The organism is Streptomyces sp. 12E, from assembly GCF_055633275.1.
In genome coordinates, this window is record NZ_JBVNCJ010000001.1 from 3886576 (window position 1) to 3899652 (window position 13077).

Sequence of the window (13077 nt, forward strand, 5' to 3'; positions counted from 1 at the left end):
TCGTGGCGACGTGCTCTTGATCGTCCCAGTAGGGTCGTCGCGTGAGCGACGGAGACATCACGCTGACCGCGGGTGACGCGGAGGCGACTGTGCTGCCGGGGAACGGCGGGCGGGTCGGAGGGCTGCGGGTCGGGGGCGTCGAGCTGCTGCGGCAGGGGGAGCGGTTCGGGTGCTTCCCGATGGTTCCCTGGTGCGGACGGATCCGTGACGGGCGGTTCCGGGACGGCGCGACCGTGCAGCAGATGCCGCTCAACGCCCCGCCGAACGCCATCCACGGCACCGCCCGCGACGCCGCCTGGCGCACCGCCCGCAAGGGCGCCGACGAGGCCGTGCTCACGTACGACCTCGTCGAGCCCTGGCCGTACTCCGGACGGGTCACCCAGCGGATCGCGCTGACCGGGGACTCCCTGACGCTGACGATGAGCGTGGAGACGTACGAGTCGTCCTTCCCGGCGCAGATCGGCTGGCACCCGTGGTTCAACCGGAACCTCGGCGGGGAGGACGTGGCGATCGGCTTCGAGCCCGCCTGGCAGGAGGAGCGCGGGGAGGACCACCTGCCGACCGGGCAGCGCGTCGAGCCGAGGCCCGGGCCGTGGGACGACTGCTTCGGGATGCCCGGCGGCGTCGACGTCACCCTCACCTGGCCGGGGCAGCTCGAGCTGAAGGTGACCAGCCGCGAGGAGTGGGTCGTGGTCTACGACGAGCAGCGCGAGGCCGTGTGCGTCGAGCCGCAGACGGGGCCGCCGGACGGGCTGAACACCCACCCGCGCCTGGTCACCCCGCTGGAGCCGCTGGAGGCCTCGACGACCTGGACCTGGACCCGCCTCTAAGCTGGCTGGCATGACGGACACACGCGGCGCGCTGCTGCAGCAGATCAAGGACAAGGCCGTGGTGCACGGCAAGGTGACCCTCTCCTCCGGTCTGGAGGCCGACTACTACGTCGACCTGCGCCGCATCACCCTCGACGGCGAGGCCGCCCCGCTGGTCGGGCAGGTGCTGCTGGACCTGACCGAGGAGCTGGAGTTCGACGCGGTGGGCGGGCTGACCATGGGCGCCGACCCGGTGGCGGCGAGCATGCTGCACGCCGCCGCCGCGCGGGGCCGGAGGCTGGACGCCTTCGTCGTGCGCAAGGCCGCCAAGGCGCACGGGCTCCAGCGCCGCGTCGAGGGCCCGGAGATCAAGGGCCGCCGCGTGCTCGTGGTCGAGGACACCTCCACCACCGGCGGCTCCCCGCTGACCGCCGTCGATGCCGTGCGCGAGGCCGGCGCCCAGGTCGTGGCCGTCGCGACGATCGTGGACCGGGCGACCGGCGCCGCCGAGAAGATCCAGGAGGGCGCCGGGGTGCCGTACCTGTTCGCCTACTCCAAGGACGAGCTCGGCCTCGACTGAGGCCACCGGGCGCCCCCGGCCCCCCGGGGCGCCCCGGCCACCGGGCGCCCCCGGCCCCCCCGGGGCGCCCCGGCCACCGGGCGCCCCCGGCCTCCCGGCTCTCCCCGCATCCCTCGCATCTCCCGCATAACGACTTGACCTGCGCCGTCGACCGGACGGGCAAGTCTGGGAAGATGGCCCCGACAATGACGTCGCATCCAAGGTTCCAGGTCAGGGCCGACCGTACGCAGTACGCCACACCGCACGCATAAGGAGCGGACAGATGCCCATCGCAACTCCCGAGGTCTACAACGAGATGCTCGACCGGGCGAAGGCGGAGAAGTTCGCCTACCCGGCCATCAACGTCACCTCGTCCCAGACCCTGCACGCGGCACTGCGCGGCTTCGCCGAGGCGGAGAGCGACGGCATCGTCCAGATCTCGACGGGCGGCGCCGAGTTCCTGGGCGGCCAGCACAAGAAGGAGATGGTGACCGGCGCGGTCGCGCTCGCCGAGTTCGCGCACATCGTCGCCGAGAAGTACGACGTCAACATCGCCCTGCACACGGACCACTGCCCGAAGGACAAGCTCGACGGGTACGTCCGTCCGCTGCTCGCGGTGTCCGAGGAGCGCGTCAAGGCCGGCCGCAACCCGCTGTTCCAGTCCCACATGTGGGACGGCTCCGCGGAGACCCTCGCCGACAACCTCTCCATCGCCCAGGAGCTCCTCGAGCGCGCCCGCGCCGCGAAGATCATCCTCGAGGTCGAGATCACCCCGACCGGCGGTGAGGAGGACGGCGTCACGCACGAGATCAACGACTCCCTCTACACCACGGTCGACGACGCGATCCGCACCGCGGAGGCCCTCGGCCTCGGCGACAAGGGCCGCTACCTGCTGGCCGCGTCCTTCGGCAACGTGCACGGCGTGTACAAGCCGGGCAACGTCGTCCTCCGTCCCGAGCTGCTGAAGGAGCTCAACGAGGGCGTCGCCGCCAAGTACGGCAAGCCGGCCGGCTCCCAGCCGTTCGACTTCGTCTTCCACGGCGGCTCCGGCTCGACCCCGGAGGAGATCCTCACCGCGCTGGAGAACGGCGTCGTGAAGATGAACATCGACACCGACACCCAGTACGCGTTCACGCGTCCGGTCGCCGACCACATGTTCCGCAACTACGACGGCGTCCTGAAGGTCGACGGCGAGGTCGGCGACAAGAAGACCTACGACCCGCGCACCTGGGGCAAGCTGGCCGAGGCGTCCATGTCGGCCCGCGTCGTGGAGGCCTGCCGGAACCTGCGCTCCACCGGCACCCGCCTGAAGTAGCACGACGCGTCGAGCCCGGCACCGCTCGCGGTGCCGGGCTCCTCCGTGTGCGCGCCGCACGCCCGGCGCCGGACCGCCGGCACCCCGAGCGCCGCGGGCACGGGAGCGTGGCGGTTGTTCCCGCCGGAGGCGGGGACGGAACCGGGGGAGGAGCGCGGAGCGGGGTCCGCCGATGTACGAGACTGGACCCATGTCGATTCACGAGAACCTCCTCGGGGGTCCGCCCCCGACCCACCTCCCCGACGACCCGGGCCCGCGCGAGCTGCTCGCGTCGGGCAGCACGCCCGCCGACGTCGCCGCGAAGTACCCCACCTCCTCGCTGGCCTGGGCCCGGCTGGCCGACGAGGCCTTCGAGCGGGGCAGCGTCGTGGAGTCGTACGCGTACGCCCGCACGGGCTACCACCGCGGGCTGGACGCGCTGCGCCGAAGCGGCTGGAAGGGCCACGGCCCGGTGCCGTGGGAGCACGAGCCGAACCGCGGCTTCCTGCGCGCCCTGCACGCCCTCGCCCGCGCCGCGCAGGCGATCGGCGAGCAGGAGGAGTACGAGCGCTGCTCGCAGTTCCTGGAGGACTCCTCGCCGACGGCGGCCCAGGTCCTGGGCTGACCCGTGACGTCTGCGGGGCCCGCCCGTGAGCGGGCGGGCCTTGCGGTGGTGGGGGACGATTGCGCAGGATGCACCGTGGGGACCGGGGCCCCCGTGCCGGTAACGGCAGGGGCGGACCGCCACCCGGAGCACACAGCAGGAGACCGCGATGTCCCACGAGGCTCACGAGCCCGAGACCCCGCATCTCGACTTCCAGGGGACGACCCCCTACGAGGACTACGTCAAGGCCGACGTCCTCACCCACCTGCAGCACACCCTCTCCGACGATCCCGGGGAGATGGTCTTCCTGGTCACCACCCAGGTCATGGAGCTGTGGTTCACCGTCATCGTCCACGAGTGGGAGACCGCGGCGAAGGCGCTGCGCGAGGACGACGTCCCGACCGCGGTCGACGCGCTGAAGCGGTCGGTACGGGAGCTGGAGGCGCTGAACGCCTCCTGGAAGCCGCTGAGCGGGCTCACCCCGGCACAGTTCAACTCCTACCGCGGCGCCCTCGGCGAGGGCTCCGGCTTCCAGTCGGCGATGTACCGGCGCCTGGAGTTCCTGCTCGGCGACAAGTCCGCGTCCATGCTGGTCCCGCACCGGGGCGCGCCGCGCGTGCACGCCGAGCTGGAGAAGGCGCTGCACGAGCCGAGCCTGTACGACGAGGTGCTGCGGCTGCTCGCCCGGCGCGGGCACGCGGTGCCCGAGGACGTGCTGCGGCGCGACGTGACCAGGCGGTACGAGCCCTCGGCCGAGGTGGAGGCGGTCTGGACGGCCGTCTACGCGGGTGACGAGCGGGACGAGGTGGCCCGGCTCGGCGAGGCGCTGACCGACGTCGCCGAGCTGGTGTGGCGCTGGCGCAACGACCACCTGGTCGCCACCCGCCGCGCGATGGGCGCCAAGACCGGCACGGGCGGCTCCGCCGGGGTGGCCTGGCTGGAGAAGCGGGCGCAGAAGAGCGTGTTCCCCGAGCTGTGGACGGCGAGGTCGTATGTCTGAGCTGATGTCGAAGGCCGAGAAGCTGGACGGGGCCGACGCGCTGGCCGCCAAGCGGGCCGGGTTCGTCCTGGACGACGTCGTCTACCTCGACGGCAACTCGCTGGGCGCGCTGCCCGCCGCCGTCCCCGGCCGGGTCGAGGACGTGGTGCGCCGGCAGTGGGGCGAGCTGCGCATCCGGTCCTGGACCGAGGGCGGCTGGTGGACGGCGCCGGAACGGATCGGCGACCGGATCGCGCCGCTGGTCGGCGCGGCGGCCGGGCAGGTCGTGGTCGGCGACTCGACGAGCGTCAACGTGTTCAAGGCGCTGGTGGGCGCGGTGCGGCTGGCGCGGCTGACAGCCGCCGGGGGGCCCGGACGGGACGAGATCGTGGTCGACGCGACCACCTTCCCCACGGACGGCTACATCGCCGGCTCGGCGGCCCGGATGACCGGCTGCACGCTGCGTCCGGTGCCCCCGTCCGAGGTCCCGGCCGCGCTCGGCGACCGCACGGCCGCCGTGCTGCTCAACCACGTCGACTACCGCACCGGCCGGCTGCACGACCTGCCGTCGCTGACGGCCGCCGTGCACGCGGCGGGGGCGTACGTCGTCTGGGACCTGTGCCACAGCGCGGGCGCGCTGCCGGTGGACCTGGACGAGCACGGCGTGGACCTGGCGGTCGGCTGCACCTACAAGTACCTGAACGGCGGCCCCGGTGCGCCGGCGTTCCTGTACGTGCGCGCGGACCTGCAGGACCGCTTCGACTCGCCGCTGCCCGGCTGGAACTCCCACGCGGAGCCCTTCGGCATGCGGGCGGACTACGCGCCGGCGACGGGCGCGGTGCGCGGGCGGGTCGGCACCCCGGACATCCTCTCCATGCTCGCCCTGGAGGCGGCCCTCGAGGTCTGGGACGGGGTGACGATCGACGCGGTGCGCGCCAAGTCCCTCGCGCTGACGGACTTCTTCCTGGAGTGCGTCGAGGAGTACGTGCCCGAGGGCAGGGTGGAGTGCGTGACGCCGCGTGCGCACGGGGAGCGGGGCAGCCAGGTCGCGCTGCGCTGCCCGGACGCCGGTGACGTGATGGAGCGGCTGATCGAGCGGGGGGTGGTCGGCGACTTCCGCCGGCCGGACGTGCTCCGCTTCGGCTTCACCCCGCTGTACGTCGGCTTCGCGGACGTGGAGCGGGCGGCGCGGGTGCTGGCGGAGGTGCTGGCGTGGACGGGTCCGGGGCGGTGACCTCGTGCGGGGCCGCCCCCGGCCCGTTGACCGGGCGTGACATCCCCGTGCCGGTGCCCGTGGGCGTGCTGGTACCGTCCCGGCCGAACGGCCGCGTTACCGCCGGTCCGTCACCCGTGTCTCGTCGCTGAGAGGTTGGAACAATGACGGACGACGCCGCAGCCGCCCGGGCCGCCGCCGAGGAGGCGTCGGCCCTCTCCCACCCGCCCGTGGACCCCGATGCCACGGCGGCCTACGGCGACGCCCCGGACCAGCTGGTCGACTTCTACGCGCCGCGCGGGGAGGGCGGGCCCGCGCCGGTGGTGGTCGTGCTGCACGGCGGCGCCTGGCGCGCGTCGTACGACCGGCGGCACATCAGCCCGTTCGCGGCCTTCCTGGCCGGGCGGGGCTTCGCCGTGGCCAGTGTCGAGTACCGGTGCGGGGCGGGGGAGCCGGGCGGTGGCGATCCGGCCGCGGGGCGGTGGCCCGACACCTTCGACGACGTCGCCGCCGCGGTGGACGCGCTGCCGGAGCTGATACGGGAGCGCGTGCCGCGGGCCGACCCGCGGCGGGTCGTGCTCACCGGGCACTCGGCGGGCGGGCACCTGGCGCTGTGGGCCGCCGCGCGGCACGTCCTGCCGGCGGGCTCCCCCTGGCGCACGGACGGGCCCGCGCCACTGCGCGGTGTGGTCGCCCTCGCGCCGATCGCCGACCTCGAGGTCGCCGACAAGCTGGATGTGTGCGGGGGCGCGGTGCGACAACTGCTGGGTGGTGACGACCACTTCGCGGAGCGTCGGCCGCACGCCGACCCCGGGCTGCTGCTGCCCACCGGGATCGCCACCACCCTGGTGCAGGGGCGTACCGACGTCGTGGTCCCGCAGGCGGTCGCCGAGTCGTACGCGGAGGCGGCGGCGAAGGCCGGGGAGGTGGTGGGGGTGACGTTGCTGGAGGACGTGGGGCACTTCCCGCTGATCGATCCGGCAGCGGACGCGTGCGCGGTGGTGGCGGAGGAGATCGCTCAACTCGCCTGGTGAGCACCGCTTCCGGGCCGACGCCCGGTCGTACCCGTAGTACCTGGGAGCTACCTCGCGGGTGAGTCCCCCGGTGGGACGCGGGTTACCCGCGGCGCTCCGTAACTTCCCTTTCCAGTAGGCCCGATGGCCGGGCGGAGGGGGAGGTACGACCACCATGGTGCGTGAGCGCGAGGGGGAACCGGCGAGGTCGTGGGCCGGGGGTGGGATCGCGCAGCCAGGCGCTCGCGGGGCGCTTCCCCCCGTGCCTGAACGGCCTGGGAGGTGCCCCCGGCGCCCGCCCTCCCCCACTCCCGGCTCCGCTCGAGCGGGGGGACCCCCGTCGCCCTGCGGCACGACTGCCCGCGGAGGGCGGGTGCGGCATGGGGTGCTCGCGCTGCTCGTGGCCTGTGCGGTGGCCGTGCCGCTGGCCGGGGCGGCCCGGGCGCGGGTGCCCGCGCCCGAGCCCGCCGTGCTCGCGGCGCCCTCCGCGGCGACCCTCGGCACGATCTACGCCGCCAACCGGGCCAACGCCCTGGAGGCCGCCCGCACGGCCGACGCGTACGGGGACCGGAGGCGGGCCGCCGCCGACCGGGCCCTGGCCGGGCGGCAGCTGCTGCACTTCGACGGGCGCGGGCCCGGGTTGGTCACCGAGGTGCTCGGGGACCTCGCGCACGCCGACCGCGTCGCCGTCCTCGTCCCCGGTTCCGACACCGGCATCGACACCTACGGCCGGTTCCGCGCCGCCGCCCTCGCGCTGCACGAGCGGCTCGGCGGGCGCGCCGCGGTCGTGGCCTGGCTCGGCTACGAGACCCCCGGCACCGTCAGCACCACCGTCGCCACCACCGACCGGGCGGAGGAAGCCGCCCCCGGACTGCGGGAGCTCGTCGGCGGCCTGCGCGACGTCGCCGGGCAGGGCGCCCGGGTCTCCCTCCTCTGCCACTCCTACGGCTCCGTCGTCTGCGCCGAGGCCGCCGACGGACTCGACGTCGACGACATCGTCCTCGTCGGCAGCCCCGGCACCGGCGCAGACACCGCCGCCGACCTGCGCACCCGGGCCCGGATCTGGGCCGCCCGGGGCGCCGACGACTGGATCGGGAACGTCCCCCACCTCAGCGCCGACCTCCTCGGCACCACCGTCGGCTTCGGCGCCGACCCCGTCTCCCCGGCCTTCGGCGCCCGGGTCTTCGCGGCCGGCGACGGCGGCCACAGCGACTACTTCGCCGCCGGCTCCGTCTCCCTGGCCAACCTCACCCGGATCGTCCTCGGCGAGACCTCGGCGGTGACCACGTGAACCGCCTGGCAGCCGCGCTGCGCGACGCCGCCGGACGCGTCGACGCGGCCACCCCGGCCCACCGCGACCGTGCCGTGGACGCCCTGCGCGCCGGCGCCGTCCTCGGGGTCGTCCTCGGCCACTGGCTGGTCACCGCCCTCGTCGCGGACGGCAGCACCCTGCGCACCGCCAGCCCGCTCCAGCACATGCCGTGGCTGGCGCCCGTGTCCTGGGCGTTCCAGACCCTCGCCGTGTTCTTCCTGGTCGGCGGCCACGTGGCGACCCGCGGACACGCCTCGTCCCGCGCCCGCGGCATCCCGTACCGCCGCTGGCTGCGCGGCCGGCTGGGCCGGCTGTTCAGGCCGGTCGCCGCCGTCCTCGCCCTGTGGACGGCCGTCGCCGCCGTCCTGCTGCTCTCCGGCGCCGAGTACACGACCGTCCGCACGCTGGTGAAGCTGGCCCTGTCGCCGCTGTGGTTCCTGCTGGTCTTCGCCGCCCTCACCGCCGCGACCCCGCTGCTGGCCCGCCTCCACCCGCTGTGGCCGCTCGCCGTCGTCCTCCACGTCGACCTGCTCCGCTTCGGCCTCGGCGCCCCCGACCGGCTCGGCTGGCTGAACCTGGCGGCCGGCTGGCTGGTGCCGTACGCCCTCGGCGCGGCCTGGACGCGCGGCGAACTGGAACGCCGCAGGTCCGGCTGGTTCCTCCTGCTCTCCGGTACGGCCGCCACGGCCGCGCTCGTCGCCTGGGCCGGCTACCCGGCGTCGATGGTCGGCGTCCCGGGCGCCGGGGTCTCCAACCTCAACCCGCCGACGCTGGCCGCCGTCACCTTCGGTCTCGCCCAGTGCGGACTGGCGCTGCTGCTGCGGGACCGGCTGCGCGGCGCGATGCGGCGCCCCGCCGCGTGGGCGGCGGTGGCGCTGGTCAACCTCTCCGCGATGACCGTCTTCCTCTGGCACCAGTCCGCCCTGATGGCGACCACCGCCACCGGCCTCCTGGCCGGCCGCCTCCCCGGCCTGCACACCGTCCCCGACGGCCTCGGCTGGGTCGCCGCCCGGCTGGCCTGGCTGCCGGTGTTCGTCCTGGCCCTCGCCGTGTGCCGGTCCGCGTTCCGGTCGTGGGAGCGGGGCGGGGGCGGGCGGAGGAGCGGACGGTCCCGGGTGCTCCGAGCGCACCGGACGGCGGCGAAGGAGGCACGGCGTGTCTAGGCTGGACCGCGTGGCGAACAAGGGGGCCGAGACCGTCCGGCGGTGGTTCGGTGTGCTGCGGGACGACCTGTGGACCGCGCGGGTCGACCCCCTGCCCTCCTCGACCTGGCTGCGCTGGCTGCCGCACGGCATCGTGTGCCTGGCCGCCTTCGGCGTGCTGCTCGGTGACGCGGCCCAGCTGAACGACAACGGCGGGGTCGACCCCGGGTTCGCCTTCCTGATCGCCCTGGCCCAGGCCGGCGCGATGGTGTGCGCGCTGTGGCGGCCGATCCCGGCGTGGTGGATGTCGACGGCGGCCATGCTGGTGGGGGCGTTCGCCGTGCGGGCGGTGATGGTCGCGGACGGTGACAAGTTCACCTGGCCCTGGTCGGCCGCGGGGATCATCGCGCACCTGCTCGTCCTGCTGCTGCTCGCCCTGCGGGCCCGTACCCGAGTGGCGGTGGAGGCGCTGGTACTGACCGCGCTCGTCACCTACGCCGTACAGGGCCTGGTGGGCGCCACGAACTACCAGCCGACCGGTCAGCTCGCCGTCGTCCTGTTCACCGTCGCCGTCGTCCTCGGCGGCGCCCTGCGCGGCCGCCGCGAAGCCCGCGCCCAACTCGTGGAACAGACCACCCTCACCGCCGAGGAACGCGCCCGCCGCACCCTCCTGGAGGAGCGCAGCCGGATCGCCCGGGAGCTGCACGACGTGGTGGCCCACCACATGTCGGTGATCTCCATCCAGGCCCAGGTCGCCCCGCACCTGGTGCAGGACCCGTCCGACGAGCTGAAGGAGAACCTCGCCGGCATCCGGCAGAACGCGGTCGAGGCGCTCACCGAACTGCGCCGCGTCCTGGACGTGCTGCGCTCCGAGCACCCCGCCCCCGGCGAGCGCGCGGGCGCCCCGGACCCCTCCCGGCACGCCCCGCAGCCCACCCTCGACCGGCTCGCATCGCTGGTGGAGAACACCCGCGCCGCCGGACTCACCGTGACCACCGAACTGACCGGCGAGCGGCGCCCGCTGCCGCCCGGGGTGGAGCTGTCGGCGTACCGGATCGTGCAGGAGGCGCTGAGCAACGTCCTGCGCCACGCACCCGGCGCGACCGCGCACGTCGTCCTGTCCTACGATCCGCGGGGACTGCGGGTGGAGGTCGTCAACACCGGCCCGACCCGGGAGGCGCCGCCGTCCGCCGGGGCCGGGCACGGGCTGCTCGGCATGCGGGAACGCGCGGTCATGCTGGGCGGCCGGCTGACGGCCGGCCCCTGGACCGGCCGGGGCTACAAGGTCCACGCCTACCTCCCGGCCTCCGCCCCGCACGCTTCCGCACCCCCTCCCCAGGACGGCGCCGCATGATCCGCGTACTGATCGCCGACGACCAGCAGATGGTCCGGCAGGGCTTCACCGTGCTGCTGAACACGCAGCCCGACATCGAGGTCGTCGGCCAGGCGGTGAACGGAGCGGACGCGGTCGCGCGGGTCGCCGAACTCGCCCCGGACGTCGTCCTGATGGACATCCGCATGCCCGAACTCGACGGCATCGGGGCCACCGCCCGCATCACCGCCGCCACCCCGGACATCAGGGTCCTGGTCCTGACCACCTTCGACCTCGACGAGTACGTGTACGAGGCGCTGCGCGCGGGCGCCTCCGGTTTCCTGCTGAAGGACGCCTCCGCCGACCAGCTCGCCGAGGCGGTGCGGGTGGTGGCGGCCGGGGACGCCCTGCTCGCGCCCGGGATCACCCGCCGGCTGATCGCCGAGTTCTCCCGGCTGGACGCCCGCCCCCGCACCCCGCTCAGACAGCGTGTGGGGGAGCTGACCGAACGCGAGACGGAGGTGCTCGCGCTGATCGCGCAGGGCCTGTCCAACGCGGAGATAGCGGTCCGCCTCGTGGTGGCCGAGCAGACCGTGAAGACGCACGTCGGCCGCATCCTGGTGAAGCTGGGTCTGCGGGACCGCACCCAGGCGGCGGTGTTCGCGTACGAGTCGGGACTGGTCCGTCCCTCGGGATACTGAGGAGCAGCCCGCCGTGACCCGCGTAGTACCTGAGACGGATGCCCGGGAACCCCTCTCAGCGGGGACGACCGCGCTCACCCGGTCGGCCTACCGTGTGAGCGTGACCGAGACGACTCAGCAGCAGCCCCCGGCCGCCCCGCGCGGGGACGGGGCGGGGACCCGCAGCCCGGAGTACCAGGCGGCCCGGAGCGCCCTGCGCGGGCTGCGCCAGGACCTGTTCCACGACCCCTTCGCCTACCGTCCGCTGCCTCCCCGGCGCACGGACGGCCCCTTCGTCCGCCGGCTGCCCGCCCGGCTGCGGTCGGCCGCGCAGCACCTCCCGCACGCGGTGGTGGGGGCGCTGGCGCTGATCTCCCTGATGGCTGGCGCGCTGGCGAGCGGCCTGCCCGGCGGGAACGTGATGGCCCTGCTGATCGGCCTGCTGTGCGCGCTCCCGGTGCTCACCACACTGGTCCGGCCGGTCGGCGCGTTCTGGCTGTCCCTGGCGGTGACCCCGGTGGTCGCGCTGATCAAGAGCGGTCAGGGCGACTGGCCGTGGATGCCCGGCGCGTTCGTCTGCCACCTGGCGGTGCTGGTCGTCGTGGCGCTGCGCACCCGGCCCCGCACCGCCGCCTGGATGTGGGTCCTGACCGGCGTGTACGCCTTCCTCTCGGACGGCGTCCTCGGCGGGTCGTACTACTCCACGAACAGTGCGCCCATGATGGTGACGTCCGCGTTCGCCCTGCTCGTGGTCTGTCTCTGGCACGTCCGCCGCACCGCCCAGCAGGAGGTGACCGCCCAGCAGACGGTCACCGCGCACGAGCGTTCCCGGCGCACGGCGCTGGAGGAGCGCACCACCATCGCCCGCGAGCTGCACGACGTGGTCGCCCACCACATGTCGGTGGTCGCCATCCAGGCCGAGGCCGCGCCCTACCGGGTGGAGAACCCGCCGCCGGAGCTGGAGCGCGCCTTCGCCACCATCCGCGAGAACGCGGTGGCCGCCCTCACCGAGCTGCGCCGCATCCTGGGCGTGGTCCGCGCCGAGGACTACGAGGCCCCGGACGCCCCGCAGCCCACCCTCGCCGACCTGGACGCCCTGCTCGTCAACGTGCGGGGCGCCGGCCTCCAGGTGGAGAAGGTGGTGACCGGCGCGGTGCGGGAGCTGCCCCAGGGCGTGGAGCTGTCGGCGTACCGGATCGTGCAGGAGGCGCTGAGCAACAGCCTGCGGCACGCGCCCGGCGCGGGCGCCCGCGTCGAGATCGGGTACGTCCTCGGCGGCCTCGGCGTGCGCGTGGTCAACGGCCCGGCTCCCGAGCCGAGCCTGGTCAAGCCCTCGCCCGGAGCCGGTCACGGCATCACCGGCATGCGCGAGCGGGTCGCCATGCTGAGCGGCGAGATGACGGCGGGACCGACGGACGACGGAGGCTACGAGGTCGCCGTGTTCCTGCCGGTCGCCACGGTGAACGAAGGTGACGCATGACCATCCGTGTCCTGATCGCGGACGACCAGATGATGGTGCGCGAGGGCTTCTCGGTGCTGCTGGGCGCGATGCCCGACATCGAGGTCGTCGGCGAGGCCGTCAACGGCCGCCAGGCGGTGGAACGGGTCCGCGAGCTCGCCCCCGACGTCGTCCTCATGGACATCCGCATGCCCGAGCTGAACGGCATCGACGCGACGCGGGAGATCGTCGCCGCCGACGGCGCGGCGAAGGTGCTGGTGCTGACCACCTTCGACCTCGACGAGTACGTCTACCAGGCGCTGCGCGCGGGCGCCTCCGGCTTCCTCCTCAAGGACGCCTCGGCCCGCCAGCTCGCCGACGGGGTGCGGGTCGTCGCGTCCGGCGAGGCGCTGCTCGCCCCCACGGTGACCAAACGCCTGATCACCGAGTTCTCCAGGCTGTCCGAGGCCCCGCGCCTGATGCCGTCCGCGCAGGCGGCGTACGGCGAGCTGACCGAGCGGGAGACGGAGGTGCTGGTGCTGATCGCGCAGGGCCTGTCGAACGCGGAGATCGCCGGGCGGCTGGTGGTCGCCGAGTCCACGATCAAGACCCACGTCAGCCGCATCCTGGTGAAACTGGGCCTGCGCGACCGCACCCAGGCGGCGGTGTTCGCCTACGAGGCGCGACTGGTCACGCCGGGCTGACCCCGCGCGGCCTAGAGT

At 74.4% G+C, this 13077-nt stretch carries 13 protein-coding genes; all 13 read left to right on the forward strand.

Annotation, left to right across the window (positions count from 1 at the left end):
• The first annotated feature begins 41 nt into the window (after nt 1-41).
• The 13 genes from ACZ8ZB_RS18060 (at nt 42) to ACZ8ZB_RS18120 (ending at nt 13059) form a co-directional block, all read left to right on the forward strand.
• A complete protein-coding gene (locus ACZ8ZB_RS18060; protein WP_470738730.1) occupies nt 42-830 on the forward strand; it encodes an aldose epimerase family protein in 789 nt (262 codons plus the stop codon).
• A gap of 10 nt (nt 831-840) precedes the next feature.
• Nucleotides 841-1389, forward strand: a complete 549-nt coding sequence (gene pyrE / locus ACZ8ZB_RS18065) for an orotate phosphoribosyltransferase (RefSeq protein ID WP_470738731.1) — start codon at nt 841-843, stop codon at nt 1387-1389.
• A 262-nt stretch (nt 1390-1651) separates the two neighbouring features.
• On the forward strand, nt 1652-2683 hold the full coding sequence (gene fbaA / locus ACZ8ZB_RS18070; protein WP_085572427.1) for a class II fructose-bisphosphate aldolase: 1032 nt from the start codon (nt 1652-1654) through the stop codon (nt 2681-2683).
• A 190-nt stretch (nt 2684-2873) separates the two neighbouring features.
• Entirely contained in the window at nt 2874-3287 is a 414-nt protein-coding gene (locus tag ACZ8ZB_RS18075; RefSeq protein ID WP_470738732.1) for a DUF3151 domain-containing protein, read from the forward strand.
• Between the two features lie 148 nt (nt 3288-3435).
• A complete protein-coding gene (locus ACZ8ZB_RS18080; RefSeq protein ID WP_470738733.1) occupies nt 3436-4266 on the forward strand; it encodes a tryptophan 2,3-dioxygenase family protein in 831 nt (276 codons plus the stop codon).
• Nucleotides 4259-5479 carry a kynureninase gene (gene kynU, locus ACZ8ZB_RS18085; RefSeq protein WP_470738734.1) on the forward strand — a complete coding sequence of 407 codons (1221 nt, stop codon included), beginning with the start codon at nt 4259-4261 and terminating at the stop codon, nt 5477-5479. The genes ACZ8ZB_RS18080 and kynU overlap by 8 nt, the downstream gene beginning before the upstream one ends.
• A 143-nt stretch (nt 5480-5622) precedes the next feature.
• Nucleotides 5623-6492, forward strand: coding sequence for an alpha/beta hydrolase (locus ACZ8ZB_RS18090; protein WP_470738735.1), 870 nt, complete (start codon nt 5623-5625; stop codon nt 6490-6492).
• Between the two features lie 154 nt (nt 6493-6646).
• Nucleotides 6647-7762: an alpha/beta hydrolase gene (locus tag ACZ8ZB_RS18095; RefSeq protein WP_470738736.1), complete on the forward strand. Its 1116-nt coding sequence runs from the start codon at nt 6647-6649 to the stop codon at nt 7760-7762.
• The gene (locus tag ACZ8ZB_RS18100; RefSeq protein WP_470738737.1) at nt 7759-8946 is read left to right on the forward strand and encodes an acyltransferase family protein; all 1188 of its coding nucleotides are present in this window, start codon (nt 7759-7761) and stop codon (nt 8944-8946) included. The genes ACZ8ZB_RS18095 and ACZ8ZB_RS18100 overlap by 4 nt, the downstream gene beginning before the upstream one ends.
• On the forward strand, nt 8939-10279 hold the full coding sequence (locus ACZ8ZB_RS18105) for a sensor histidine kinase (protein ID WP_470738738.1): 1341 nt from the start codon (nt 8939-8941) through the stop codon (nt 10277-10279). Before ACZ8ZB_RS18100 ends, ACZ8ZB_RS18105 begins: the two co-directional genes overlap by 8 nt.
• Entirely contained in the window at nt 10276-10938 is a 663-nt protein-coding gene (locus tag ACZ8ZB_RS18110; RefSeq protein WP_470738739.1) for a response regulator, read from the forward strand. Before ACZ8ZB_RS18105 ends, ACZ8ZB_RS18110 begins: the two co-directional genes overlap by 4 nt.
• Before the next feature lie 100 nt (nt 10939-11038).
• Nucleotides 11039-12397, forward strand: a complete 1359-nt coding sequence (locus ACZ8ZB_RS18115; protein WP_470738740.1) for a sensor histidine kinase — start codon at nt 11039-11041, stop codon at nt 12395-12397.
• Nucleotides 12394-13059 carry a response regulator gene (locus ACZ8ZB_RS18120; RefSeq protein ID WP_470738741.1) on the forward strand — a complete coding sequence of 222 codons (666 nt, stop codon included), beginning with the start codon at nt 12394-12396 and terminating at the stop codon, nt 13057-13059. The genes ACZ8ZB_RS18115 and ACZ8ZB_RS18120 overlap by 4 nt, the downstream gene beginning before the upstream one ends.
• Nucleotides 13060-13077: the final 18 nt, after the last annotated feature.

Excerpts from the sequence above, each read along its gene's own strand:
- ACZ8ZB_RS18090 (WP_470738735.1), top strand. The coding sequence starts at position 5,623 with ATGACGGACGACGCCGCAGCCGCCCGGGCCGCCGCCGAGGAGGCGTCG.
- ACZ8ZB_RS18095 (WP_470738736.1), top strand. The coding sequence starts at position 6,647 with ATGGTGCGTGAGCGCGAGGGGGAACCGGCGAGGTCGTGGGCCGGGGGT.
- pyrE (WP_470738731.1), top strand. The coding sequence starts at position 841 with ATGACGGACACACGCGGCGCGCTGCTGCAGCAGATCAAGGACAAGGCC.
- fbaA (WP_085572427.1), top strand. The coding sequence starts at position 1,652 with ATGCCCATCGCAACTCCCGAGGTCTACAACGAGATGCTCGACCGGGCG.
- ACZ8ZB_RS18080 (WP_470738733.1), top strand. The coding sequence starts at position 3,436 with ATGTCCCACGAGGCTCACGAGCCCGAGACCCCGCATCTCGACTTCCAG.
- kynU (WP_470738734.1), top strand. The coding sequence starts at position 4,259 with ATGTCTGAGCTGATGTCGAAGGCCGAGAAGCTGGACGGGGCCGACGCG.
- ACZ8ZB_RS18110 (WP_470738739.1), top strand. The coding sequence starts at position 10,276 with ATGATCCGCGTACTGATCGCCGACGACCAGCAGATGGTCCGGCAGGGC.
- ACZ8ZB_RS18120 (WP_470738741.1), top strand. The coding sequence starts at position 12,394 with ATGACCATCCGTGTCCTGATCGCGGACGACCAGATGATGGTGCGCGAG.
- ACZ8ZB_RS18075 (WP_470738732.1), top strand. The coding sequence starts at position 2,874 with ATGTCGATTCACGAGAACCTCCTCGGGGGTCCGCCCCCGACCCACCTC.